Origin of the sequence: Pseudovibrio sp. Ad37 (assembly GCF_001623075.1) — a bacterium.
Classification (GTDB): Bacteria; Pseudomonadota; Alphaproteobacteria; order Rhizobiales; family Stappiaceae; genus Pseudovibrio.
Genome location: NZ_LMCF01000222.1, coordinates 54,359 through 77,831, shown reverse-complemented (window position 1 = coordinate 77,831; position 23,473 = coordinate 54,359). Strand labels below are relative to the sequence as shown.

Sequence of the window (23,473 nt, the reverse complement as noted above, 5' to 3'; positions counted from 1 at the left end):
CTGGCTGAGAGGAGCCAGAAGCTTCATTTAGTCAGCTTTAGGCGTTATCGCTATCGCCAAGGCGCTTTTCTGCCTCTTGGACCACTGCATCGGCAGTAATCCCGAAATGCTCATAGAGCTCCTGGTAAGGGGCGGAGGCACCAAATCCTGACATGCCTACGAAACCACCATCAGAACCGACAAAGCGATCCCAACCCATACGAACGCCCGCTTCCACAGCGATCTTCACCGGACTACCACCAATGATGGCATTCTTATATGCGTCAGATTGTTGCTCGAAGAGTTCGAAGCTCGGGACGGAGACCACACGGGTCGCAATTCCCTTGCCGTCGAGCTCTTTTTTCGCGTCGACTGCGATCTCAACTTCGGAGCCGGTTGCGAACAGAGTAACGGTCGCTTCTTCTTCACAATCAGCGATGATGTATGCGCCTTTGGCACACAGGTTTTCGCTTTCGTAGTGAGGACGAAGGGACGGCAGGTTCTGACGGGTCAGAGCCAAAACGCTTGGATTATCAGTGGCTTTCATTGCCAACTGCCAGCATTCCAGGGTCTCAGTGATGTCCGCTGGGCGGAAGAACTGCAGATCTGGGATACAACGTAGAGCAGCGAAGTGCTCCACAGGCTGGTGTGTTGGACCATCTTCACCCAAACCGATGGAGTCGTGGGTCATTACGTGAATGACGCGCTGCTTCATCAGGGCTGCCAGACGCAGAGACGGACGGCAGTAATCGGAGAAGATCAGGAAGCCACCAGAGTAGGGGATAACTCCGCCGTGCAGGGCCATACCGTTCATTGCTGCAGCCATGCCGTGCTCACGGATGCCCCAGTGAATGAAGCGGCCGGAGAAGTCGTCCGGAGTGACTGGTGGTGTATGTTCGGTGTTGGTGTTGTTGGAACCAGTCAGGTCAGCAGAGCCGCCGATGGTTTCTGGCACAGCACCTGTAATCACTTTCAGAACAGCCTGGGACGCCTTACGGGTCGCCATTTTTGGCTGGGTGTCTGCAAGCTCTTTCTTGTAGGCGTCGATTGCTGCGTCGAAGCCGGATGGCAGGTCGCCACGGCAACGGCGTTCAAACTCGCCACGCTGCTCAGGGTTTGCTTCGTTGAAGCGCTGTTCCCACTCTTTACGAGCGTTTGCGGAACGCAGACCTGCGATGCGCCATGCATCAAGAACGTCGCTTGGTACTTCAAACGGCTCAGCAGACCAGCCAAGAGCTTCGCGGGTTGCTGCAATTTCTTCAGCGCCCAGAGGAGCACCGTGCACTTTGTTGGTGCCGGATTTGTTTGGAGACCCGAAGCCGATTGTGGTTTTCGCCGCAATCATTGTTGGCTTGTCGCTCTTGCGAGCTTCAGTCAACGCTGCTTCGATTTCTTCCGGATCATGACCATCGATGGAGATGGTGTTCCAGCCGGATGCCTTGAAGCGTGCGATCTGATCGGTGCTGTCTGACAGATCTACGGAACCATCAATGGTGATGCCGTTGTCGTCCCAGATGAGGATCAATTTGTTCAGCTTGAGGTGGCCTGCCAAAGAAATAGATTCCTGAGAGATACCTTCCATCAAGCAACCATCACCTGCGAGAACGTAGGTGTAGTGGTTTACGAGATCTTTGCCGAAACGCTCTTCCTGCAGACGCTCAGCGATTGCCATGCCAACTGCGTTGCCAAGGCCCTGTCCGAGAGGACCGGTGGTGGTCTCGATGCCTGCGCCATGACCGTATTCCGGGTGGCCGCATGTCCGTGCGCCGAGCTGGCGGAACTGCTGAAGCTGTTCAATGGAGAAGTCTTCGTATCCCAGCAGATAGAGTGTGGAATACAGCAGCATGGATCCGTGCCCTGCGGAGAGCACAAAGCGATCACGGTCTGCCCATTTCGGGGAGTTCGGATCAAACTTCAGAAACTTGGAAAACAGGACCGTTGCGATATCGGCTGCACCCATTGGAAGTCCAGGGTGCCCAGATTTTGCTTTTTCAACGGCGTCCATTGAAAGAAAGCGTATCGCATTCGCCATGCGAGAGTGCTTTTCGAGATCGGTCATCTTATTCCCGCTGTCGACCCGGCAGGGCAGCCGGTTCTTTACTAATAGCTAGTGTAAATTCGATGACAGGTGCCATAGTCTTTGCCCCAGACTAATGCGAATTGGCAGTTGTCCACGAACGAATAACGGAAGGAGACATAGCAGGTCAGAAAGTTGAGTCAATGAAACTGAGCTCTTCTGGTGCCGTTTATTGCGTAAGTTGAGCGCTTTTGAAATTTGAATAGCATTTGTCAACATAAGTTATGTTGCCAAGGTCTCTTTAATGAGTGAATTTGCTTAGCGTAAAATGCGTGTTCATTAGATTTTTATGGTGGCGGAGCTTGTGTTTTGTTCACGAATGTTGCGTGGGGTAATTTTTCGAGTCGAAGGCGTTTGTAAGTTCTGTAATCACTGATAAATGAGATGGTTCTCGCATATTCCTAAGATATTATGTGAATAAAGCTCGACGATTCCCTCCAGCTAATGGATAATTGTCTTCCGCTTCCCTAGACGGGATTAGGTCGGGTTGCCATCTCCCAATGGTGACTGATGTTTTGGTGAGTACGGATACAGGTAGATGTCAGAGGTGAAGATGGATAGTGGGCAAGATCTGGATCATGCGCTGGATCGTATTACTGCCTCCATCACGAAGCTTGAAGGGGCGCTTCATCGCAGGACGTCCCGTGACAAGACCCTTGATGCGTTAGAAAACGACTTGCAGAGAATTGGTGAGGATCGAACACAGCTGGCATCAAAGCTTGATCAGGCCGAGGCGCGTGGTTCGCGACTTGAAGATGTCAACAAAGATGTTTCCCGCCGCCTTGTTGCTGCCATGGAATCCATTCGTACTGTTCTCGACGGACAGGAGAGCTAAGATCAATGGCGCAGATTACAGTTACAATCAATGATCGCAGCTTTCGCATGGCGTGTGATGATGGTGAGGAAGAACGGCTTCTCGGTCTTGCTCAGCGTTTTGACGACAGCATCAGTAGCCTGAGAGAGAATTTTGGTGAGATTGGCGATCAGCGCTTAACCGTGATGGCGGGCATCATGGTGACGGATCACCTTGCCGAAGTTGAGCGGAAATTGCGCGCTGCTGAAGGGCGTATCGAAGAACTCGGAAAGGCTGAGGCTTCTGTTGAAGGGCGCCTAGCTGCGCAAGAGCAACGTTATCTGAGCCGTATTGAGGAGCTTGAGAAAGAGCACCGTGAGAAAGAAGCCAGAATTGTTGCGCGCCTGCTGGAAAGCGCAGACAAGATTGAACAGTTGAGCACTGATATGGACAGCGAGTTGCGCGAAGACGAAAGTGCGGCTTAAGACCTCTTTGTTTCTTCCTTTATCTCGCCTGCCAGTTGGTCCGCTATTGGGCCAACAACCACCTGGACCGAGCCAGTTGCAGGTTTGATGACACCGTGAACGCCGAGTTGTTTCAAAACCGCTTCATTGATGGCATCACTATCTATCACTTTCAGGCGCAATCGAGTTGCGCAGGCATCTATTTCCAAAAGGTTGGCTGAGCCACCCAAGGCTTCCAGATAAGCATGCGCTTTGCTGTTTGTTGCGGAGAGGTTGTCCGCTGTTTTATCCACTTTTTCAGTTTCACGACCCATGGTCTTCAGGTCAAAGAGCTTAATGGTTGCCACGAACAGAAAATAGTAGATGGCGAAGAATGCTGCTCCAACCGGGATTAACAGGAGTGGTTTCGTGGAGATGCCGTAGTTGATCAGGTAATCAAACAAACCTGCTGAAAAACCAAAACCCAGCTTCACGCCCAGCACGTTCATTACAACCATCGAGACGCCCGTGAGGATTGCGTGGATCACGTAAAGTGCAGGAGCCAGGAACATAAAGGCAAACTCGATCGGCTCAGTGATGCCGGTCAGGAATGACGTGAGCGCCATAGAGAGCAGTATGCCTCCTACGACTTTGCGATTTTCTGGCTTTGAGCAATGGTACATGGCAAGGCATGCGGCGGGCAGCCCAAACATCATGACCGGGAAAAAGCCGGCCATGTAGGCTCCGGCGGTTGGATCTCCCGCGAAAAAGCGGTTCAGGTCGCCGGTGACAACATCTCCTGAGGCGGTGATATAGTCGCCCAGAATGAACCAGGCGATGTTGTTCAGGATGTGATGAAGGCCTGTGACGATCAGTAACCGGTTCAAAGCGCCATAGAGGAACAAGCCCACATCACCCATATGCGTGATTGTGTTTGTGAGGGAGATTAGAGCTCTGTCAAACCAAAGCCAGCCATAGCCAAAGAGGGCGGCAACGAGCAGTGCCGCCATACCGGTCACGATGGGTACAAAGCGGCGGCCTCCGAAGAAGGCTAGGTAATCAGGAAGTTTGATATCCCGGAATTTGTTGTAGAGCAGGCCTGCCGTGATGCCCATGATGATCCCGACCGGGACTGCAATACGGCCTTCCATCTTGAGAGCTTGTTCTTGGCTGAGCCCTGCTAGTTCAACAGCGCCTTGTTGTGCAATGAGAAAGCCGACCAAACCCGCCAGAGCTGCTGCACCGTGGTTCTCCTTGGCAAAGCCAACTGCGATACCTACGGCAAACAGCATGCCCAGATTGGCGAAAATTGCACTCCCGGCAGAGGCAACGAAGGGAAGATCAAGAAGATCGGCTTGTCCGATGCGCAGGAGGATCGCTGCGACTGGCAGCACTGCAATTGGCAGCATTAAGGATTGCCCGAGCTTCTGAACGCCTGCAAACGCATTGTTTGACATTCAACTTTCCTTCCTCTCGATAAAACCCAGGGGCCTTGAAGTCCGACTTCCTCTTCATGTGTCTTTATTTACGCGAAAACTATGAAGAAGCTGCAGAACATGACCCTGCGTTATGAAAGGTTCTCTGTGATCGAGTTAGTAATCTTAAAAAAGCACTCGCATATGGGCTGGTGATATTTGTTTATGACAGTGGGTTACGCTTGATTTAATGCGAAGGTTGGATCTGAGGGGCTGGTAATTTTATTCGCTCTGGCCTATATCACCCATTGCGTTGCTGCGCGGTTCGTCAGGAGACACATATCCCCGGGGCCTTACGCATTCCTTTGGGAGCTGTTCCTTCCCTCGCTCGTGGGCTTGGGGACACGGCACCCACCTACATAGTAGGTTCTCCGGGATTGCACACTCTCCAACGGCTGTTGTGGCGCGCTCTTATCTTTTTGTTTTCCTCTCTCATTTCAGTGATGCTCTCTTGCTTTGCGATTTTTCGCAGGCTGCATCATAATGCGCATCGTTCATGCGTATTGTGTCCCGAAAAGCGATCCAATCCTTTCGGAAATGCGCCATTCAATAGAAGTGAGGTGCGTGTTGACGTCTCAAGACACCGAGAATGCGGATTGTAAACTTGCCAAGCGAGACGTGCGGAAAGCCGGACTTGCTGCGCGGGCAACTCTTTCGCCTATAGAGCGGATTGAGCGGTCGCTTGATCTTGTAGGGTATGCTGGTGAGCTTGGGGTGGAACCGGGATCGGTTGTTGCCGGGTTCTGGCCTATTCGTGATGAGGTTGATCCACGTCCGCTGATGGATGCATTGGCGAAGACCGGCTGTTCTTTATGTCTTCCTGTTGTCATTGGTGATGATCTTGAGTTTCGCCGTCTGGATAAAGGCGGACCGCTGGAACCGGCGGGTTTTGGTAGTATGGCACCGGGACCAGAGGCAGAGGTTGTACACCCCAATGTGGTGCTGGTGCCGCTCTCTGCCTTTGATCAGGATTGCAACCGCATCGGATATGGCAAAGGTTTTTACGACCGTGCATTGAGTGATCTGGAAAAACTTACCGATCTCACTGCGATTGGGGTTGCATTTGCGGTTCAAGAGGTAGAAGAGGTTCCGATGGAACCGCATGATCGTCAATTGGATGGAATCCTGACAGATCATGGGCTTCTGAAAGCTGGTGATTAGAGTGATTTGTCAGGCACTGGGCCTTCTGCGATTTGCATGAAATGCTCGAGAGCTGGCGGGTCTGCTTTGGTCCAAATGATGTGCGCGTATTCTTTCATTATAAAGCCTTAGGTCTGGAATACGTGGCAGGGCATGCCTCGCGTTTAAATGCAATTACGCGCCATGTTCTACGGTTTGTTTTGTGCGTGTCCTGATAGAAAGCCGAGCGGGCATTTCGGGGATACGTCTGAAAGGGTGTATAAATGCAGCTGCTGTTTCTTGGGGATCTTGTTGGGCGCGCTGGTCGCAACGCTGCGACTGATGAACTGCCTCAACTTGTTGAAGACAACCAATTGGATTTTGTCGTTGTGAACGGCGAAAACTCCGCAGCAGGCTTTGGTATCACCGAAGAAATTCTTGAAAATGTGCTGGATGCTGGTGCTGACGTTGTTACCACTGGCAACCACATTTGGGATCAGCGCGATACGCTTGTTTATATCGAGCGTCAGAACCGCTTGCTGCGCCCTGCAAACTATCCATCAGGTACACCGGGTAAGGGCGCAAACCTTTACCGTGCAAGAAATGGTGCTGATGTGCTGGTGGTGAATGTGATGGGCCGCGTTTACATGGATGCGCTGGATTGTCCGTTTGCTGCTATCGACAAAATTCTTGCAGACTGCCCGCTGGGCGCTATGGCTGATGCGATCATTATTGATATGCACGCCGAAGCGACCTCTGAAAAGCAGGCGATGGGTCATTTCTGTGATGGCCGTGCCTCTCTGGTTGTTGGCACCCATACGCATGTTCCGACTGCTGATCATCAGGTTCTGGTGGGCGGCACGGCCTATATGTCCGATGCGGGCATGTGTGGCGATTACGATTCTGTTTTGGGTATGGATAAGGAAGAACCGGTCAACCGCTTCCTGCGCAAAGTGAATGGCAGCCGTTTTACACCTGCATTGGGTGAAGCAACGGTTTGTGGTGTTGCTGTTGAGACGGATGACCGCACGGGTCTGGCCAAGCATGTCTCTCCAGTACGGATTGGCGGGCGTTTGTCGCAGATTATCCCACCATTTTGGCCAAGCGCAGCAAACAGCTAAGCCTGAATAAACGTCATGCTTACACGTTGATTGGTAGGGAAGAGGAAGGTCGGGAGCTCTCTCGCGGTTTCTTGCTCTGGATTTTGTCGTGTAAGCGTCTTATAAGCTTTCATCAAATTTGCTCGACGTTTTGGCGACATACGTGTCGGGGAGAGCGCTGTCCAAGCTATCAGCGGCTTGGTGAGCGCTCCTTTGAGCTATAAGTTTTATTTGCAAACACAAGCCGGGAAGACCTATGGCCGGACATTCAAAATTCAAAAATATCATGCACCGCAAGGGACGTCAGGATGCTGTACGTTCCAAACTGTTCTCTCGCTTTTCCAAAGAGATTACCGTTGCTGCGAAGATGGGTGATCCTGACCCGGACAAAAACCCTCGCCTGCGCCTTGCTGTGCAGAACGCGAAGGCCCAGTCCATGCCGAAGGACAACATTGCCCGCGCGATCGCAAAGTCTCAGGCTGGTGAGGGTGCTGATTATACCGAGATTCGCTATGAGGGTTATGGCCCAGGTGGCACCGCGATTATTGTTGAGGTCCTGACTGACAACAAAAACCGCTCTGCTGCAAATGTGCGTTCCTACTTCACCAAATACGGTGGATCCATGGGGGAAACCGGTTCTGTCTCCTTCATGTTCGATCGTGTTGGCGAGCTTGTTTACAAGCCTGAAGCTGGTGATGCAGACACCGTCATGGAAGCTGGCATTGAAGCCGGTGCTGATGACGTTGAGAGCGATGAAGACGGCCACACCATTATCTGTGCCTTCGAGGATCTCTCCGACGTTTCCAAGGTGCTGGAAGAAGCGCTGTGCGAAGCTGAGTCTGTAAAGATCATCTGGAAGCCGCAGAATCTTGTAGAAGTGAACGAAGAGAAAGCTGGCACCATCATGAAGCTGATGGATGCGCTGGAAGATGATGATGACGTGCAGAACGTCTTCTCTAACTTCGATATCTCAGAGGAAATCATGGCAAAGCTCGGCTAAGCCTGTTTTCTGATTAAGTTTTAAAGGCGGTGCGTTTTGCGTGCCGCCTTTTTTGTTGCGTGCTTGTTTTGTGAGGGTGCCCCTGATTTCAATGGAGTTGGCTTCGTTGGGGCTCTGTGAAACCTTTTTGCGACTATGATCAGGGTTGAGGCAGGTTCGTGAGTGAGGAAAACGACAAGGTTCGCGTGATTGAGCATGCTATCGGCTCAGCATGGCGGCTGCATTTGCTGGCGATTGCTTATGCCGCTCTGCTGGTTCTTGGTGCCGTGCTGGAAACGCCTTCCGGTGTCTGGGAGGAGAGGGCACCGTTGGTGGCACGGGTCTACGGCTTTTGTATGCTCAGTGCGCCGTATGTGCTGACGATAACTGGCCTGTTGACGGCGCTGTATCTGCGGCAGGCAGTGAACATTGCCCGGACAATGAAAGAGCGCTGTCTGATTGCGACAGCTGCTATTCTAACCATGCCGATCAATGGTTTTCATAAGGGAGAGTGGTGGGTATCCCTGTGTTCAGTCACTGTGACTGTGTTCCCACCTTTGCTCTACATCGGCCTTGCTTTGCTCGGGCAGTCCCTTTCCTTTATCGGATTGGGGCTTTGTATTGGTGCATACTTGTTTTGCCTTTATCAAAGGCAGATGCTGCTCATCGCTCAAAACAGCAACTTCCTTCAGGACAGGATTTCCGAGCTGGTCAGTATGGCGCAGATCGTTACCGGTTCAGGTAACAACGAGGACGCCTCGTGATTGATTAATCGTCGTCGATAATGGATTCCAGATGCTGTAGTGGCAATGCGCCGTTTGCTTTGAGTGTGCGGATTGCAAAGTTGGACCGTACATCTTCGACGCCGTCCAGCGACATCAGGAAGTCAGAGAGGAATACGTCATAGGCTTCCAGCGTTGGAACAACAATCTCAGCAAGGATATCGGATTGGCCTGAGACCAGATGACACGACACGACTTCTGGCTGAGAGGTGACGCGCTCAATGATTGACATGATCTGCGCTTTGCTTTGTTTGCCTACGCGCATTTCAACAAAGACCGTCATGCCAAGACCAACAGTCTTGCGATTCACGGATGCCTGATAACCGTTGATCACACCGCTGTCCTCGAGGTTTTTGACGCGGCGCAGGCATGGAGATGGGGATAGGGCGACTTTACCTGCCAACTCTACGTTGGTCAGGCGGCCGTCCTCCTGAAGATTTTTCAGGATTTCTAGGTCAATCTTGTCGAGCGATGATTTTGGCATAAATCTGGTTTTTTCGTCTGTTTATAGGGATATTATTGCGGAAACTAAGCTGTTTTTCTTTGTTTCGCAAGCCGTGTTGGTTGCCTGAGGCTTCTCTTGGCCGTTATCAACGTGTGTGTGTGGTCTTAGATTATCTGAGAATTCCATCCAAAATTGGCATGCTTGTGATGGCAGCTCCCAATATGAGTGAATAAGCGAGTGCGCGGTACGACCGACCGCTTGATAGTGAGAACCCTTTGGCTCCCAAATAGATGCTCAGGCCGTATGCCGGGCAGATCAGGAGTGAGAGGAGCAGCAGTTCCTGTGTGATCAGACCATTCCACCAGAACGCCGCAAATGAGCCGAAACTGGTGAAGAAGAAGTATGTGATCAGGTTGGCGCGGATTACGCTGACGGGCAGGGGCCCTGACATCCAGTAGGTGATGACCGGAGGGCCAGCCAGTTGTGTCATGCCGCCGAGCAGACCAGAAACTGCGCCAACCCCAAAGGAGGTGCGCTTGTTGGGTGCCTTGGTGTAGCGCCATCCCGAAATCAAAATGATTAGCAGGAGGAGTACCACACCGGACAGAACCCAGCGCAAAACGTAGGGATCGGCATTCGTGAGTACCCATGCGCCGATAGATACTGTGATCACTGCCCCTCCTGCTGCTGGAAGGACCGTTCTCCAGTCGCAGATTTTGGTGGCTGAGACCACCATGGGGAGTGAGATTGTTGCATCGACCATGAGAAGGGAGGCGGCGGCCAGCTTTGGCTCCATAATGGCGGAGGCGATGGGCATGTAGATCATCGCGGCTCCGAAGCCCGCAAACCCACGGGTTAACCCGGCAAGCGCTATAGTTGCGCACACCATCAAGAAGGCCGGGGATTCGAGTCCTGCGACGTCTGGGAGCATATATGCCTCTGCTGAGAAGGTTGGTTTTAGGCTTCCTAGTTGTGCGGACTATAAGTTACGAAGGTGCCTTCCTCCAATCGGGACAATTGGAGGAATTGTCGAGAATTTCTCAATTACCCTCTGGAGAACATCGCAATTTGCCCTTTAGCCTTGTGAAACTGCGGGAAATTGAGTGAGGCAGGTATGGCTAGAGGTCGTGGAAGAATGGCAGGGAAACGACCGCAGCGAGGAAGATGATGCCTTTTGCAGCCCATTTGAAATACGTAGGTGGTGCGCTTTTGAAGGCTTTCGCACCAAACATAAGACAACCCAGATAGATTGGACCTGCGATGATCAGGACCGGGATGAGTTCTTTTGTGAAAAGGCCGTTGTAAGCGTAAGAGGCATACGCGGAGACGTCGGCTATCGCGATAAACACGATCATGTTGGCGCGGATTATGTTTTGTGGATGGGGGCCGGTGGCCCAAAGTGTGTAGATAGGGATGGACGGCATCTGGCTGAAGCCGCCAAGCAGGCCGGAGAGTGCCCCGACACCGAGGTTCTGCTTGCGGCTGGGTTCCTCTGAATAGGTCCAGTTGGACATGAGGACGGCCAGCAGCGCGAGCACTACGATGGATATGCCCCAGTGCAGAATAAAGGGTGGTGCGTTGGCGAGGATCCATGCGCCGACAGAGACAGCTAGAATCGCTCCAATGGCGGCAGGCACGACGCTTTTCCATCGGCACAACTTGGTTGCCGGGAAAATGAGTGGCAGTGCGATGACGGTGTCGAGGATGAGAAGTGTGGCGGCAGCGAGTTTTGGGCCGATGACCAGCGCAGCGAGGGGGATCCAGACCATACCTGAGCCAAACCCGGCAAATCCGCGCATCAAACCTGCCAAAAGGATGGCTCCAGCCACCAGACACAACTGCAAGGCAGAGTGTGCAGACAATGCTTCAATCATACCGGGTCCTTACCTGCAGGATTTGCAGGAACGCGTGGATTACTCCTGAATTTTAACGGATTAAGCGATTGGTTGAGGTTACCGGCTAGCGTCTTCGGAGATTTTTCGTTACCGGTTTGTTCTATGGATCATTCAATTCGAATCATGGGTGTTGACCCTGGCCTCAGGAACACTGGTTGGGGCATTATTGATGCCAAAGGTAATCGCGTCAGCTTCATTGGAAGCGGCACGATACAATCCAACAGCAAGTACTCCCTCGCAGAACGGCTCAAGCAGTTGTACACTGGCTTGCAAGAAGTGATTGAACGCTATGATCCTTCCGAGGCTGCGGTTGAGAATACGTTTGTGAACAAGGATGCCGGAGCTACGCTTAAGCTGGGGCAGGCGAGGGGGATCGCTCTGCTTGTGCCATCTCTGCACAATCTCGTGGTTTCAGAATATGCTCCGAACCTGGTGAAAAAGACTGTGGTGGGAACCGGGCATGCGGAAAAAGAGCAAATCCGTATGATGGTGAAGGTGTTGATGCCGAAGGCGACGTTTAACTCGGACGACGCGGCGGATGCACTGGCGATTGCGATCTGCCATAGTCATCACCGGGGTAGTGTAACGGGCCGTCTGGCCGCAGCGGAGGCGCGTTTGAAATGATCGGGAAACTCAAGGGTGTCGTCGACAGTTACGGCGATGATTTTGTACTGCTGGATGTGCAGGGTGTTTGTTATCAGGTGCATTGCCCCTCTCGCGTGTTGCAGCAACTGCCGCGTGTCGGCGAAGCTGCTGTGCTGGCCATTGAGACCATGGTCCGTGAGGACATGATCAAGCTCTTCGGTTTTTCCGAGGACAACGAACGTGAATGGTTCCGCATACTCATGACCGTTCAGGGTGTCGGGGCAAAGGTTGCGCTGGGCATTTTAGGCATCATGCGCGCGACTGAAGTGGCGAACGCGATCGCGCTGGGCGATAAGACTGCGATCACACGGGCACCGGGTGTTGGCAAGCGCGTTGCGGAACGCATTGTGACTGAGCTGAAAGACAAGGCGCCTGCTTTTGCCTCTGTTGAAGGTGATACTATTGCCGTTTCGCAAAGCGTTGCGGAAAATGTGGCATCCCGGCCTGTGGCTGATGCGGTGTCTGCTCTTTCCAACCTTGGCTATCAGCCTGCTCAGGCCTCTGCTGCTGTGGCGGCGGCTATGAAGAGTGCAGGGGAAGAGGCAACCGCTGAGACGCTCATTCGCCTTGGCCTTAAGGAACTTGCATAATGACTGAGGGTGAGGATCGCCTTGTTACTCCAGAAATCCGGGGTGACGAAATTGATAGTGGTATGCGTCCACAAACGCTGGATGAATTTACCGGGCAGGCGCAGGCGCGTGAAAACCTGAAAGTGTTTATTGGTGCTGCCAAGGCCCGCAATGAAGCGCTGGATCATGTGTTGTTCGTTGGGCCTCCCGGCCTTGGCAAGACGACGCTGGCGCAGATCATGGCGCGTGAGCTTGGGGTCAATTTCCGTGCGACCTCGGGTCCCGTGATCGCAAAAGCGGGTGACCTTGCAGCTTTGCTGACCAATCTGGAAGACCGGGATGTTCTGTTCATTGATGAGATCCACCGTCTCAACCCAGCGGTTGAAGAGGTGTTGTATCCGGCCATGGAAGATTATCAGCTTGACCTGATCATCGGTGAGGGGCCTGCTGCGCGGTCTGTGAAGATTGATCTGGCCAAGTTTACGCTGGTTGCTGCGACAACCCGTATTGGCTTGTTGACCACGCCGCTGCGGGATCGGTTTGGTATTCCGGTGCGTCTTGAGTTTTATACACCGCAAGAGCTTGAGCTGATTGTGAAACGCGGGGCGCGTTTGCTGGGTATCGGCATGAGTGATGACGGTGCGACTGAAATCGCCAAACGCTCACGCGGAACACCGCGTATTGCCGGTCGTTTGTTGCGCCGTGTGCGTGATTTCGCGATTGTGGCCGGAGATGTTGATATTGATATTGGTCTTGCAGACCGTGCTCTGCGGCAGCTGGAAGTGGATAGCGCTGGCTTTGATAGTCTCGACCGCCGCTACCTGAAGCAGATTGCCATGAATTTTGGAGGTGGTCCTGTTGGTATCGAGACGATTGCTGCTGCGCTTTCTGAGCCGCGGGATGCGATTGAAGAGATTGTCGAGCCCTATCTCATCCAGAATGGCTATCTGCAACGGACGCCACGTGGCCGGATTCTGACACCAATTGCGTTCAGGCACCTTGGTCTGGCAGTGCCGGAGAGCCCGCATGCGCCTCAGATGACCCTTTTTCAACACGGTGAAGACTGACCTTCAGACATGAGTGATAAAAAAACTGAGGCAAACTGGCCTGATCTGACAGGACGAATTGACGGCAGTGAACATATTTTGCCGGTGCGTGTGTATTATGAGGATACCGACTTTTCAGGGGTCGTCTATCACGCGGCTTATCTGAAGTTTATGGAGCGTGGCCGCACTGAGCTGCTGCGTATGCGCGGTGTGCATCATCATGAACTGGATTCAGGTATGCATGGAGAGCGGCTGGCCTTTGCTGTGCGCCATATGGACATTGATTTTCTTAAGCCTGCACGAATCGATGATGTGCTTGAAGTTCATACGGATATCGGTGAGGTAAAGGGTGCCCGGTTGTTCATAAGTCAGCATATTATGCGTGGTGACGAAGTTTTGAACAAAGCGCGTGTGACTGCTGTGGCCATTTCTGCGGACGGGAAACCACGCAGATTGCCTAAGGATCTAGTCGCCCAAATGAACGGCGAATAAGCGCGATAATCATCGCGAAAAATCACCAATATTCATTCAAAGTAAACGGGACTGGAAACCTTTTAATCCTTCAGTAACCTTAAACAGGTCTTTTCATTTATGCCTTCAATGCTGGCTGTAGTCGAAGTTTCGCCAAATTCGACAGGCAGGAAGGCTGCTAAATGTTTAATAGACTGGTTGTGTCCATGGCAGGGGTTCTACCGTGGACAGGTCTTTGGGTTATCAGGGCAAGAGGTCCTTATTACATGAACTCTAAGGTGATGAAACTCGTTGTGGCCATGAGCGCAGCGGCGGCTTTGTTGACGCCATTGGCTGCAACGGCTCAGGACGTGCAATCTGTTGAGCTGGGTGCAGCTCCGGGTTCGGGCTTGTCCTACATTTCGTTGTTTCTGGAAGCAGACATCGTCGTCAAGATTGTAATGATCGGTCTGATCGCTGCTTCTGTCTGGAGCTGGGCGATTATCTTTGACAAGATTGTTCTGTACGGTCGCTCTCGTCGCCAGATGAACCGTTTTGAGAATGTGTTCTGGTCCGGCCAATCTCTCGAAGAGCTTTACAAGTCTTTATCCTCCCGTGCGAATAACGGCATGTCCGCATTGTTTGTGGCTGCGATGCGTGAGTGGAAGCGCTCTCATGAAGGGGATAAGCCTGCGATTGCCAGCCTGCAGCAGCGTATCGACCGCGTGATGGATTTGACCATCTCCCGTGAAGTTGAGCGTCTTGAAAAACGTCTGTTGTTCCTTGCAACAATCGGCAGTGCGGCTCCATTTGTTGGTCTGTTTGGTACGGTCTGGGGCATCATGAATGCATTTACCTCCATTGCAGCTTCCAAGAATACCAACCTTGCCGTTGTGGCTCCAGGTATCGCCGAGGCGCTTTTTGCGACCGGTTTGGGCCTGATTGCAGCTATTCCGGCGGTTATTGCTTACAACAAACTGCAGAGTGATTCCGGCAAGCTTGCCGCGCGTATGGAAGGCTTTGCAGACGAGTTTTCCGCCATTTTGTCCCGCCGCATTGATGAGCGAGGATAAACCATGGGTATGAGCACTGGAGCAGCTGGTGGTGGTGGTCGTGCAGGTGGCAGACGTGGTCGCCGCAGGCATTCTCACGCACCGATGAGCGAGATCAACGTAACGCCGATGGTGGACGTGATGCTGGTACTGCTGATCATCTTTATGGTGGCAGCTCCCTTGCTGACTGTCGGCGTGCCGATTGACCTGCCTGAAACTCGCGCAAAAGCGATGGAAGGTGACACTGAGCCGATAGCGATTTCGGTGAAGTCTGATGGGGGCGTGTTCATTCAGGATACCGAAATCCCTATTGATGAGTTGATCGCGAAACTCGGTGCGATTGCCGAGAATGGTTACAACGAGCGTATTTACGTGCGTGGTGATCAGGATGCTGATTACGGAATCATCATGAAAGTTATGGGTCGCATCAATGCTGCTGGATACAAGCGCATTGGGCTCGTCACTCTAGAGGAGCAGGGTTAACCGGGAATGCGTGCAGGCCTTATCGCATCGCTAGTTGTTCACGTGGTCGTGCTTGTTGCCGGAGCGGTTTCGCTTAACTTGGGCAAAGAGCTGAACACTGCCCCGGTGGATTCACTGCCCGTGGATCTTGTGCCTGTGAGCGAGCTGACAAAGCTGCAGCTGGGCACAAAAGAAGCGAAGGAAATCAAAGAGGCTGCGTTGCAGCCGACCAAGAAGCCTGCGGAAAAGCCAGAACCGGAGAAAAAGACCGGTGAAGCTAAGAAAGAGGTGAAGAAGGTTCAGGAAGCGAAGAAGGAAGTGCAGCAGGCTGAAACACCGCCGCCGCCACCGGAACCAGCTGAGCCAGAACCAGCCCCAAAGGAAGTGCCGAAAGAAAAGGCGCCTGCGGAGACTGCAGAACTTGGTCCTGAAGTCGAGAAAACAGAAAAGCCGAAGCAGGTCGTTAAAGTTCGTCCACGTTCCAAGCCAAAGCCTCCAGCGCGCCCTAAAGCGCCGAAGAAGGAAGAGCCGAAGAAGAAGGAAGACTTTAACTCGAAGATGGCGGCTTTGCTGAACAAAACGAATGCGAAGTCGAGCGGGACTGCAAAGTCTGCAAAACCGGCTTCTCTTGGATCCGAATTGGGTCAGACCAACGTGAAGATGAGCCAGTCTGAACTGGATGCGCTTCGCGGGCGGATCGGGCAGTGTTGGAACCCAGCTGTTGGAGCTCTGGATGCTCACGAATTGAATGTGAGTGTTGAGTTTAAGCTGACACGAGCCGGAGAGGTCGATGGTTCGCCCCGTGTGTTGAACTCAAGTTCTCATCCTGCTTTTGCGGCTTCAGCTGGCGCAGCAGTGCGGGCAATCCTACGTTGTGGACCTTATCAAGACGTGCTGCCTATTGCGAAATACGATGCGTGGGAGACTGTTATCATGAACTTTACTCCTCGCGACATGCTTGGATACTGACGGGATAGCTATGAGAAAAGCTTTGGGTATCGAAAGGGTTAAGGTAGGGGCGAGACTAGTCCTCGCTACAGGTGTTCTCTCTGGATGTGCCGCCATGGCTGATAGCGGTACTTCTTTGCTGCCGTTAACCAGCGACGAGTTAGCTGTTTTTCGAGATCAAATTGCCGGTTGTTGGATTCCTCCTCACGGATCTGATGGAGTGGTGCGATTGCAGTTTGATCTTAGTCGATCAGGCGAACTTGTAGGAACCCCGCAGGTGTTAAGCTCAGGAAAGTCTCCTGAGTACAAAGCGGCTGCAACAAGTGCGGTGAGAGCCGTAGCCCGCTGTGCGCCTTACTCTCTTCCGGCTGAAAAGTATGAAACCTGGAAGACAGTCACACTGAATTTTGATCTTCGCGATATGCGTGGATATTAGGTATTGAGATTGAAAGGAGCTTAGGTCTATGTCCTTTGTGATGGGGCTTAACCCAATGCGTACAACAGGAGTCAAGCAGCTGTGGCGTCATGCATGTCGCCTTGTGGCTGCTGCTGTTACTGTTGCTGCGATCTCTCAACCTGCATATGCCCTGATTGAACTTGATATTACTCAGGGCAACGTTGAACCTATGCCGATTGCAATTTCTCCCTTTGCAGGTTCCGGCTTGCAGGAAGACGTGGCAGGGCAGATTTCTCAAGTTGTTGCAGCGGATTTGCAGCGCTCGGGCTTATTCCGCCCGATTGATCCGACAGCGCATATTCAGCAGGGAATGAATGTGGGCACCATGCCGCGCTTTGGCGATTGGAGAACCATTGGTTCTCAGGCTTTGGTGACTGGTTCTATCGCGCAGCAGGCAAACGGACAGATCCGGGCAGAATTTCGCTTGTGGGATGTGTTTGCCGGTCAGCAGTTGATTGGCCAGCAGTTCTTTACCACACCGGAAAACTGGCGCCGTCTGGCACACATCATTTCCGACGCGGTTTACCAGCGTTTGACTGGTGAGAAAGGCTACTTCGATACCCGCGTGGTCTTTATTGACGAAAGCGGACCGAAGGATGTGCGCCGTAAGCGTCTGGCAATTATGGATCAGGATGGCGCGAATGTGCGCTATCTGACCCGTGGTGATGACCTTGTGCTGACACCTCGGTTCTCTCCTGTCTCTCAGGAAGTGACCTACATGTCTTATGTAGGCGGTAATCCGCAGGTTTACCTGTTCAACATTGAAACCGGACAGCGTGAGGTTCTTGGGAACTTCCCAGGTATGACGTTTGCGCCGCGCTTCTCTCCTGATGGTCAAAAGGTCATCATGAGCTTGCAGCAGGGCAGCAATGCGAACCTTTATCTCATGGATCTCCGGACACGCCGGACTACGCGCCTGACCAATACAGCCGCTATCGACACCAGTCCTTCTTTCTCACCGGATGGGAGCCTGGTGGTGTTTGAAAGTGACCGTGGCGGTTCTCAGCAGCTTTATGTGATGAACTCAAATGGAAGCGGTGCGACACGCATATCCTTTGGGCCAGGACAGTATTCAACGCCTGTGTGGTCGCCGCGCGGTGATTTGATTGCCTTTACCAAGGTGCATCAGGGACGCTTTATGATTGGCGTTATTCGCCCAGATGGTAAGGGTGAGCGTATTCTCACTGAAGGCTATCACAATGAGGGACCAGCCTGGTCTCCAAACGGACGTGTACTGACGTTCTTCCGCGATACCGTGGGCGAGCAGGGTGGTCCTCAAGTCTGGACGGTTGACCTGACCGGCTATAACGAACAGCTGGTTCAGACGCCAAACTTTGCATCAGATCCGGCATGGTCTCCGTTGCTCGACTAATCATGAAACTGAGACCCCCAATTTCTCGCGGGAAATTGGGGTCATTAGCACTTCATTAACCAATAAATTCAAGTTACCCTTAACCAAGTTGGTCTAGGGCTTTTTTAACCCTCGGGGTTTGAGGGACAGGAGATTCTATAAATGTCAAAGACGCTGTTCGCGCGCGGAGCGCGTTTCGCTGCTGTGGTGGCTGTGTGTCTCGTCGCAGCAGCTTGTTCGCAGACACGCCCTGAACTGACCAGTGGCAATAGTTCTGTTGCAGCTGGCTCTGGACAGGACTTCGTTGTGAATGTTGGGGATCGTGTATTCTTCCTCAACAACCAGAGCTCCATTGATGGTTCTGCTCGTGCAGTGCTGGATAAGCAGGCTCAGTGGCTGCAACACTATAAAAACTACTCAATTACTATTGAAGGTCACGCTGATGAGCGCGGCACCCGCCAGTACAACATTGCACTGGGTGCGCGACGTGCAGCTGCCGTTCGGGAATACCTTGTTGCAAAAGGCATTAGCCCAACCCGCATCAAGACTCTTTCCTACGGTAAAGAGCGTCCGGTTGCGGTTTGTAATGCGGCTTCCTGCTGGAGCCAGAACCGTCGTGCTGTGACAGTTCTGAACGGTCAGTAATTGAGTTTGACTCGCTGAAATTTGGAAAAGGCTTCTCTAATTTGGGGGAGCCTTTTTTGTTGAAACTCCTGCAAACTTGTAGGAGAACGGAAATTGGTCGGGGAGAAGCCGCAAATAGGAGAGAAACACTGAATGTGTGCCCTATTTTCGTCTTTTCCTCTTGCCAAGAGATGAGAAATTCCGACCCGGCCCCTGTAGGGTGTCTCAGGAGATAATTGATGGCTCTTTATCGACGTATTGCAACAAGCTTTATTGTTCTTGCGCTTGTAACCTCTACAAGTTTACCAGCATCTGCGCAGCTTTTCGGTTCATCCAAAAATAATGAAACCGCACAGAACACTGCTCGCCTTGGTCAACTTGAAGAGCAGGTTCGCTTGCTGACAGGCAAGGTTGAAGAGCTCAATCACAAACTACGTCTGACTGAAGACGCTCTGCGCCGTTCTCAGGAGGACGTTGAGTACCGCCTGCAGCAGTTGGAAAATCCGGGCCAGACACCTCGCGTTGTCCAGCCTCCTGTTGTTCAGCAACCGAGCACGACGGCTCCGACAAATCGGTCTCAGCAACTTTCTACGCTGAATACGCCTGCACAGGGAACGAACAGCGGTCCGTTGGATCTTTCTCAGATTGCACGCGGCAACAACGCTGCGCCTACCGGTTCCACACCTGCACCAAGTTCTGGCTCTCTTCAGTTCTCTGGCAGCGTGAATGAACTGCTGAGCGGTGACCCGCAGTCGGACTACAATGCTGTTTATGGTCTGATGGTTGGCGGCAACTACCCAGCTGCGACTGAGGGCTTTGATACGTTTCTTGGTATGTATCCTGATCATGAGCTGACTGCGAATGCGCAGCACTGGCTTGGCGAAAGCCTGCTGGCTCAGCGTCAGTATGAGAACGCTGCACAAGCTTTTTTAAAAAGCTATACTGATTTTCCTGAGAGTGAACTGGCTCCTGAAAGCTTGCTGAAATTGGGGACTGCCCTTACAGGTATGGGGAATGCGCCCGCTGCTTGTGAAACTTACGAGCAGCTTCTCGCCAATTTCCAGTTTGCAGCCCCTGCTGTGCTGGAGCAGGCCAAGGTTCAACAAAAACGTGACAACTGCCTCTAATCAAGTTGCTCTCTTTTCTTCCGATGAGCTGAATGAGCTTTTCGGAGAGTATAAGTCTTTCCGCCGGATCGCCGTTGGTGTGTCCGGCGGTGCTGATTCTATGGCTCTGCTTTATCTTTTGAAGCAGTGGACGCAGGAACTGGGGTTTTCTGCTCCTGAACTTTATGCTTTCACAGTCGATCATGGTTTGCGTGCTGAGGCCGCCAGCGAAGCTGCAGGCGTTGCGCAGTATTGCCGGCGCATTGAAGTGCCACATGAGACATTGCATTGGATTGGTGAGAAACCGTCTTCAAACATCCAATCGGAAGCCCGGGATGCGCGCTATGCTCTTTTGCGACAGGCTGCTGAAGACCATGGATGTGAGGGGCTCTTTCTAGGCCATCATCTGGAAGATCAGGCAGAAACGTTTTTGACGCGTTTGGCGCGGGGCAGTGGGGTTTATGGTCTTGCGTGTATTCGTAAGGACCGCGAGTTGGACGGGTTTCAGATTTGCCGTCCACTGCTCGAAATCAGCAAGGTTCGGCTTAAGTCGCTTTTGCATTCTGCCCAGGTGCCATGGTTTGAAGATCCTTCTAATGAAGATGAGCAGTTTACGCGTGTGAAATTTCGCCAAGCGCAGCAGGAGCTTGACGAACTTGGGCTAACTGCGGCGAAGCTTTCCGACACGGCGCGACGCATGGCCCGTACTGCTGATGCGATTGATGTTTGGGTGGATGAAGTAGCTGAGAAATCCTGTACGTTTCATAGTGCCGGACCAGTCCGTTTTGACAGTTCGTGTCTGGAGTACATTCCCGATGAAATTGGCTTGAGGCTGGTTGGTCGACTCGTTCGCTACATTTCCGGCGCTCCTTATATGCCGCGCCTTGCCAAGCTTGAAGGGCTTTATGAGACTCTGAAAGCAGAAGATGGGAGCAGGGCGGCCACTCTTGGCGGGGTTCGATTTGCGCTGGCAAAACCACGTGACGAATCTATCTGGTTTTGTTTTCGGGAGGCTGGAAGGGCTGGCTTGCCAGAGATTGAGGTTAAGCCAGGAGATGAGGGAATATGGGATGATCGCTGGCGTTATAAAGCAGCGCATTCTGCAGAAGGCTTCAAAATCACTTATGTTCAAAAAGAGCTTTGTGGAGATTTTGAGCTAGAAATTCCTGCTAACTGGCTGAAAACAGCATTTCTGACAGCTCCGCTTATTGTTTTTGTTGGTGGGGTATCCTACATGCCTTGGAAGAAGATTGGTCGAACAACAGCTGATGCTGATGTAAGATCGAGGACCTACGGAATTTCGATGGTCCCAGTGAGCAGAACATTTTGAATAAATCTTGGTTTTGCTGGCGTTCTGTTAAATCTATGCATTTATGCTTTAGAGGAATGCAATTTGAACGTCTGGGCTGGTAAAGTCGGAATTAACGGAACATCAATCCTGAATTTTCAGGGGTAACCGGCAAAATTCCGTTGGCCTTAAGAAAACTGAGAAAGAATCTGTGTCATTCTCAGGAAAACGTAGAAAGCCCATTAGGGCTCGCTATGATCTTGACAGAGACACGTGCGAGGATCGCCGCCACCTTGCGGTAAAGGGATCGAAATGAACACCAATTTCCGGAATTTTGCCCTCTGGGTGATTATTGGTCTGTTGCTGATAGCGCTGTTCCAGCTCTTTCAGAACCCGACCTCACGAAGTAACACTAATGAAATTGCTTATTCTCAGTTTATCAATCAAGCTGAGCAAGGCGATATCCGTGAGGTCACGATTCAACAACAACAGATTACCGGCAAATACAGCAATGGCGGTACATTCCAGACCTATGCGCCTAGTGATGCCAAATATGTTGATGTGCTGCAAACCAAAGGCGTTTTGATTAACGCGAAGCCACCTTCCGAGAGTTTCTCTCTCTTTGGAGCCTTGATTTCATGGCTACCGATGCTGTTGATCCTCGGTATCTGGATCTTTGTGATGCGTCAGATGCAAGGTGGTGGTGGCAAAGCTATGGGCTTTGGCAAATCCAAAGCGAAACTGCTGACTGAAGCTTCTGGCCGCGTGACGTTTGAAGACGTTGCGGGCATTGACGAAGCGAAGGAAGACCTTCAAGAGATTGTTGAGTTCCTGCGTGACCCGCAGAAATTCCAGCGTCTTGGTGGTCGTATCCCACGCGGTTGTTTGCTTGTTGGTCCTCCAGGAACTGGTAAGACCTTGACAGCCCGTGCAGTTGCAGGCGAGGCGAACGTCCCATTCTTCACCATCTCCGGTTCTGATTTCGTTGAAATGTTTGTTGGTGTTGGTGCTTCTCGTGTTCGTGACATGTTCGAACAGGCGAAGAAGAACTCTCCATGCATTATCTTCATCGATGAGATCGATGCTGTTGGCCGTCACCGTGGTGCAGGCCTTGGCGGTGGTAACGACGAACGCGAACAGACCCTTAACCAACTCCTTGTTGAAATGGATGGTTTTGAAGCTAATGAAGGTGTGATCATCATCGCGGCTACCAACCGTCCTGACGTGCTTGATCCTGCGCTTCTACGTCCGGGTCGTTTTGACCGTCAGATTGTTGTGCCAAATCCAGATGTCACTGGCCGTGAAAAGATCCTCAAAGTTCACATGCGTAAAGTGCCATTGGCTCCAGATGTAAACGTGCATACACTTGCTCGCGGTACGCCTGGTTTCTCTGGTGCTGACTTGATGAACCTTGTGAACGAGGCTGCGCTTCTTGCAGCACGCCGGTCCAAGCGTCTAGTCACCATGGCCGAGTTTGAAGATGCTAAAGACAAGGTGATGATGGGTGCGGAACGCCGTACGCTTGTCATGACCGAAGAAGAGAAGAAGCTGACTGCTTATCACGAAGCTGGTCATGCGCTGGTTGCGATGCACATGCCTGCGTCTGATCCAGTACACAAAGCAACGATTATTCCGCGTGGTCGTGCACTGGGTATGGTGATGAGGTTGCCTGAGAAAGATCAGGTTTCTTTGACCCGTGCGAAGTGTAAAGCTGACCTTGCTGTTGCTATGGGTGGCCGTGTGGCTGAAGAAATGATCTTCGGTTATGAGAAGGTTACTTCCGGTGCTTCCGGCGATATCCAGATGGCAACCAAGCTTGCAAAGGCTATGGCGACGCAGTTTGGTATGTCCGATAAGCTTGGTCCGTTGCTTTACGGTGAGAACCAAGAAGAAGTCTTCCTTGGTCACTCTGTTGCGAAGAGCCAGAATGTTTCTGATGAAACCCAGAAAATGGTTGATGCAGAAATAAAAAGCTTCGTCAATCAGGGCTATGAGACCGCGAATAAGGTTCTGAAAGAGCATGAAGATCAGTTGCATCTGATTGCTCAGGGTTTGTTGGAGTATGAAACGCTCTCCGGTGATGAAATCCGCAAGATGCTTGATGGTGAGCAGCCTGTGCGTGATACCGGTGATGATAGTCCATCCACTCCGCGTTCTACTGGTGTACCCACCGCTGGCGGAAAGAAGCACGGCGGTGAAGCTTCTGATGGGCTTAACCCACAACCTCAGAGCTAATAGCCAGTCTTCTTGAAGGCACTTTGAAAAATAAAATGCCCGGCTGTTCAGTCGGGCATTTGCTATTTCGGCCCAACTGTTTGGCTTTTGTCTTGATGAAAATTCGGCTTTGCTACTGCGTCAAATAGCAGGTGAACCGTAATAATTAGACAC

At 52.0% G+C, this 23,473-nt stretch carries 24 protein-coding genes and 1 other RNA gene; 20 read left to right on the top strand and 5 right to left on the bottom strand.

The genetic code is table 11. From position 1 onward, the window contains the following. Positions 1 to 37: 37 nt before the first annotated feature. On the bottom strand, positions 38 to 2,038 hold the full coding sequence (gene tkt / locus PsAD37_RS25515; RefSeq protein ID WP_063298476.1) for a transketolase: 2,001 nt from the start codon (positions 2,036 to 2,038) through the stop codon (positions 38 to 40). A gap of 556 nt (positions 2,039 to 2,594) precedes the next feature. Here tkt and PsAD37_RS25510 point away from each other — a divergent pair. Together PsAD37_RS25510 and PsAD37_RS25505 are read left to right on the top strand one after the other, a co-directional pair. After that, a complete protein-coding gene (locus PsAD37_RS25510) occupies positions 2,595 to 2,891 on the top strand; it encodes a DUF4164 domain-containing protein (RefSeq protein ID WP_063298475.1) in 297 nt (98 codons plus the stop codon). Between the two features lie 5 nt (positions 2,892 to 2,896). Then, entirely contained in the window at positions 2,897 to 3,334 is a 438-nt protein-coding gene (locus PsAD37_RS25505; protein ID WP_063298474.1) for a cell division protein ZapA, read from the top strand. Here PsAD37_RS25505 and nagE read toward each other — a convergent pair. Then, positions 3,331 to 4,749, bottom strand: a complete 1,419-nt coding sequence (gene nagE, locus PsAD37_RS25500) for an N-acetylglucosamine-specific PTS transporter subunit IIBC (RefSeq protein WP_063298473.1) — start codon at positions 4,747 to 4,749, stop codon at positions 3,331 to 3,333. The two genes, PsAD37_RS25505 and nagE, sit on opposite strands and share 4 nt — an antisense overlap. A 268-nt stretch (positions 4,750 to 5,017) precedes the next feature. On the opposite strand from nagE, the gene ssrS reads away from it, so the two are divergent. The 5 genes from ssrS (at position 5,018) to PsAD37_RS25475 (ending at position 8,729) form a co-directional block, all read left to right on the top strand. Further along, a non-coding RNA gene (ssrS, locus tag PsAD37_RS25495) (6S RNA) lies at positions 5,018 to 5,177 on the top strand. A 157-nt stretch (positions 5,178 to 5,334) separates the two neighbouring features. After that, complete coding sequence (locus PsAD37_RS25490; protein ID WP_063298472.1) at positions 5,335 to 5,928, top strand: 5-formyltetrahydrofolate cyclo-ligase; 594 nt, start codon at positions 5,335 to 5,337, stop codon at positions 5,926 to 5,928. Positions 5,929 to 6,170: 242 nt separating this feature from the next. Further along, on the top strand, positions 6,171 to 7,007 hold the full coding sequence (locus PsAD37_RS25485; RefSeq protein WP_063298471.1) for a TIGR00282 family metallophosphoesterase: 837 nt from the start codon (positions 6,171 to 6,173) through the stop codon (positions 7,005 to 7,007). Between the two features lie 235 nt (positions 7,008 to 7,242). Beyond that, on the top strand, positions 7,243 to 7,986 hold the full coding sequence (locus PsAD37_RS25480) for a YebC/PmpR family DNA-binding transcriptional regulator (RefSeq protein ID WP_063298470.1): 744 nt from the start codon (positions 7,243 to 7,245) through the stop codon (positions 7,984 to 7,986). 158 nt (positions 7,987 to 8,144) lie between these two features. After that, complete coding sequence (locus PsAD37_RS25475; protein WP_063298469.1) at positions 8,145 to 8,729, top strand: hypothetical protein; 585 nt, start codon at positions 8,145 to 8,147, stop codon at positions 8,727 to 8,729. Positions 8,730 to 8,733: 4 nt separating this feature from the next. Here PsAD37_RS25475 and PsAD37_RS25470 read toward each other — a convergent pair whose 3' ends face one another. The 3 genes from PsAD37_RS25470 to PsAD37_RS25460 form a co-directional block, all read right to left on the bottom strand. Further along, positions 8,734 to 9,231, bottom strand: coding sequence for an Lrp/AsnC family transcriptional regulator (locus PsAD37_RS25470; protein WP_057461985.1), 498 nt, complete (start codon positions 9,229 to 9,231; stop codon positions 8,734 to 8,736). 130 nt (positions 9,232 to 9,361) lie between these two features. Beyond that, positions 9,362 to 10,123, bottom strand: a complete 762-nt coding sequence (locus tag PsAD37_RS25465) for a sulfite exporter TauE/SafE family protein (protein ID WP_208980554.1) — start codon at positions 10,121 to 10,123, stop codon at positions 9,362 to 9,364. Between the two features lie 187 nt (positions 10,124 to 10,310). Further along, positions 10,311 to 11,066 (bottom strand): sulfite exporter TauE/SafE family protein, encoded by a 756-nt coding sequence (locus PsAD37_RS25460; RefSeq protein ID WP_063298468.1) that lies wholly within the window; start codon positions 11,064 to 11,066, stop codon positions 10,311 to 10,313. 144 nt (positions 11,067 to 11,210) lie between these two features. Here PsAD37_RS25460 and ruvC point away from each other — a divergent pair, with 144 nt between their 5' ends. The 13 genes from ruvC to ftsH all read left to right on the top strand — a co-directional run bounded on the left by ruvC (position 11,211) and on the right by ftsH (position 23,320). Further along, positions 11,211 to 11,711, top strand: coding sequence for a crossover junction endodeoxyribonuclease RuvC (gene ruvC, locus PsAD37_RS25455; protein WP_063291571.1), 501 nt, complete (start codon positions 11,211 to 11,213; stop codon positions 11,709 to 11,711). Beyond that, positions 11,708 to 12,322, top strand: a complete 615-nt coding sequence (ruvA, locus tag PsAD37_RS25450; RefSeq protein WP_063298467.1) for a Holliday junction branch migration protein RuvA — start codon at positions 11,708 to 11,710, stop codon at positions 12,320 to 12,322. Before ruvC ends, ruvA begins: the two co-directional genes overlap by 4 nt. Next, complete coding sequence (gene ruvB, locus PsAD37_RS25445) at positions 12,322 to 13,368, top strand: Holliday junction branch migration DNA helicase RuvB (RefSeq protein ID WP_063298466.1); 1,047 nt, start codon at positions 12,322 to 12,324, stop codon at positions 13,366 to 13,368. Before ruvA ends, ruvB begins: the two co-directional genes overlap by 1 nt. Positions 13,369 to 13,377: 9 nt before the next feature. Then, entirely contained in the window at positions 13,378 to 13,839 is a 462-nt protein-coding gene (gene ybgC, locus PsAD37_RS25440; RefSeq protein ID WP_063298465.1) for a tol-pal system-associated acyl-CoA thioesterase, read from the top strand. A 245-nt stretch (positions 13,840 to 14,084) separates the two neighbouring features. Beyond that, positions 14,085 to 14,870 (top strand): protein TolQ, encoded by a 786-nt coding sequence (gene tolQ, locus PsAD37_RS25435; RefSeq protein ID WP_063291532.1) that lies wholly within the window; start codon positions 14,085 to 14,087, stop codon positions 14,868 to 14,870. Positions 14,871 to 14,873: 3 nt separating this feature from the next. Then, on the top strand, positions 14,874 to 15,332 hold the full coding sequence (gene tolR, locus PsAD37_RS25430) for a protein TolR (RefSeq protein WP_057461980.1): 459 nt from the start codon (positions 14,874 to 14,876) through the stop codon (positions 15,330 to 15,332). A 6-nt stretch (positions 15,333 to 15,338) separates the two neighbouring features. Beyond that, positions 15,339 to 16,280: a hypothetical protein gene (locus PsAD37_RS25425; protein ID WP_063298464.1), complete on the top strand. Its 942-nt coding sequence runs from the start codon at positions 15,339 to 15,341 to the stop codon at positions 16,278 to 16,280. Positions 16,281 to 16,374: 94 nt separating this feature from the next. Further along, positions 16,375 to 16,695, top strand: a complete 321-nt coding sequence (locus PsAD37_RS25420; protein WP_153039859.1) for a cell envelope integrity protein TolA — start codon at positions 16,375 to 16,377, stop codon at positions 16,693 to 16,695. A 55-nt stretch (positions 16,696 to 16,750) separates the two neighbouring features. Then, on the top strand, positions 16,751 to 18,088 hold the full coding sequence (tolB, locus tag PsAD37_RS25415; protein WP_063298521.1) for a Tol-Pal system beta propeller repeat protein TolB: 1,338 nt from the start codon (positions 16,751 to 16,753) through the stop codon (positions 18,086 to 18,088). A 141-nt stretch (positions 18,089 to 18,229) separates the two neighbouring features. Further along, positions 18,230 to 18,712, top strand: a complete 483-nt coding sequence (gene pal, locus PsAD37_RS25410; protein WP_063290216.1) for a peptidoglycan-associated lipoprotein Pal — start codon at positions 18,230 to 18,232, stop codon at positions 18,710 to 18,712. Positions 18,713 to 18,930: 218 nt separating this feature from the next. Continuing rightward, positions 18,931 to 19,818, top strand: coding sequence for a tol-pal system protein YbgF (ybgF, locus tag PsAD37_RS25405; RefSeq protein WP_063298462.1), 888 nt, complete (start codon positions 18,931 to 18,933; stop codon positions 19,816 to 19,818). Beyond that, the gene (tilS, locus tag PsAD37_RS25400; protein WP_063298461.1) at positions 19,802 to 21,127 is read left to right on the top strand and encodes a tRNA lysidine(34) synthetase TilS; all 1,326 of its coding nucleotides are present in this window, start codon (positions 19,802 to 19,804) and stop codon (positions 21,125 to 21,127) included. Before ybgF ends, tilS begins: the two co-directional genes overlap by 17 nt. 270 nt (positions 21,128 to 21,397) lie before the next feature. Continuing rightward, positions 21,398 to 23,320 carry an ATP-dependent zinc metalloprotease FtsH gene (ftsH, locus tag PsAD37_RS25395; protein ID WP_057461975.1) on the top strand — a complete coding sequence of 641 codons (1,923 nt, stop codon included), beginning with the start codon at positions 21,398 to 21,400 and terminating at the stop codon, positions 23,318 to 23,320. The last annotated feature ends 153 nt before the right edge of the window (positions 23,321 to 23,473 follow it).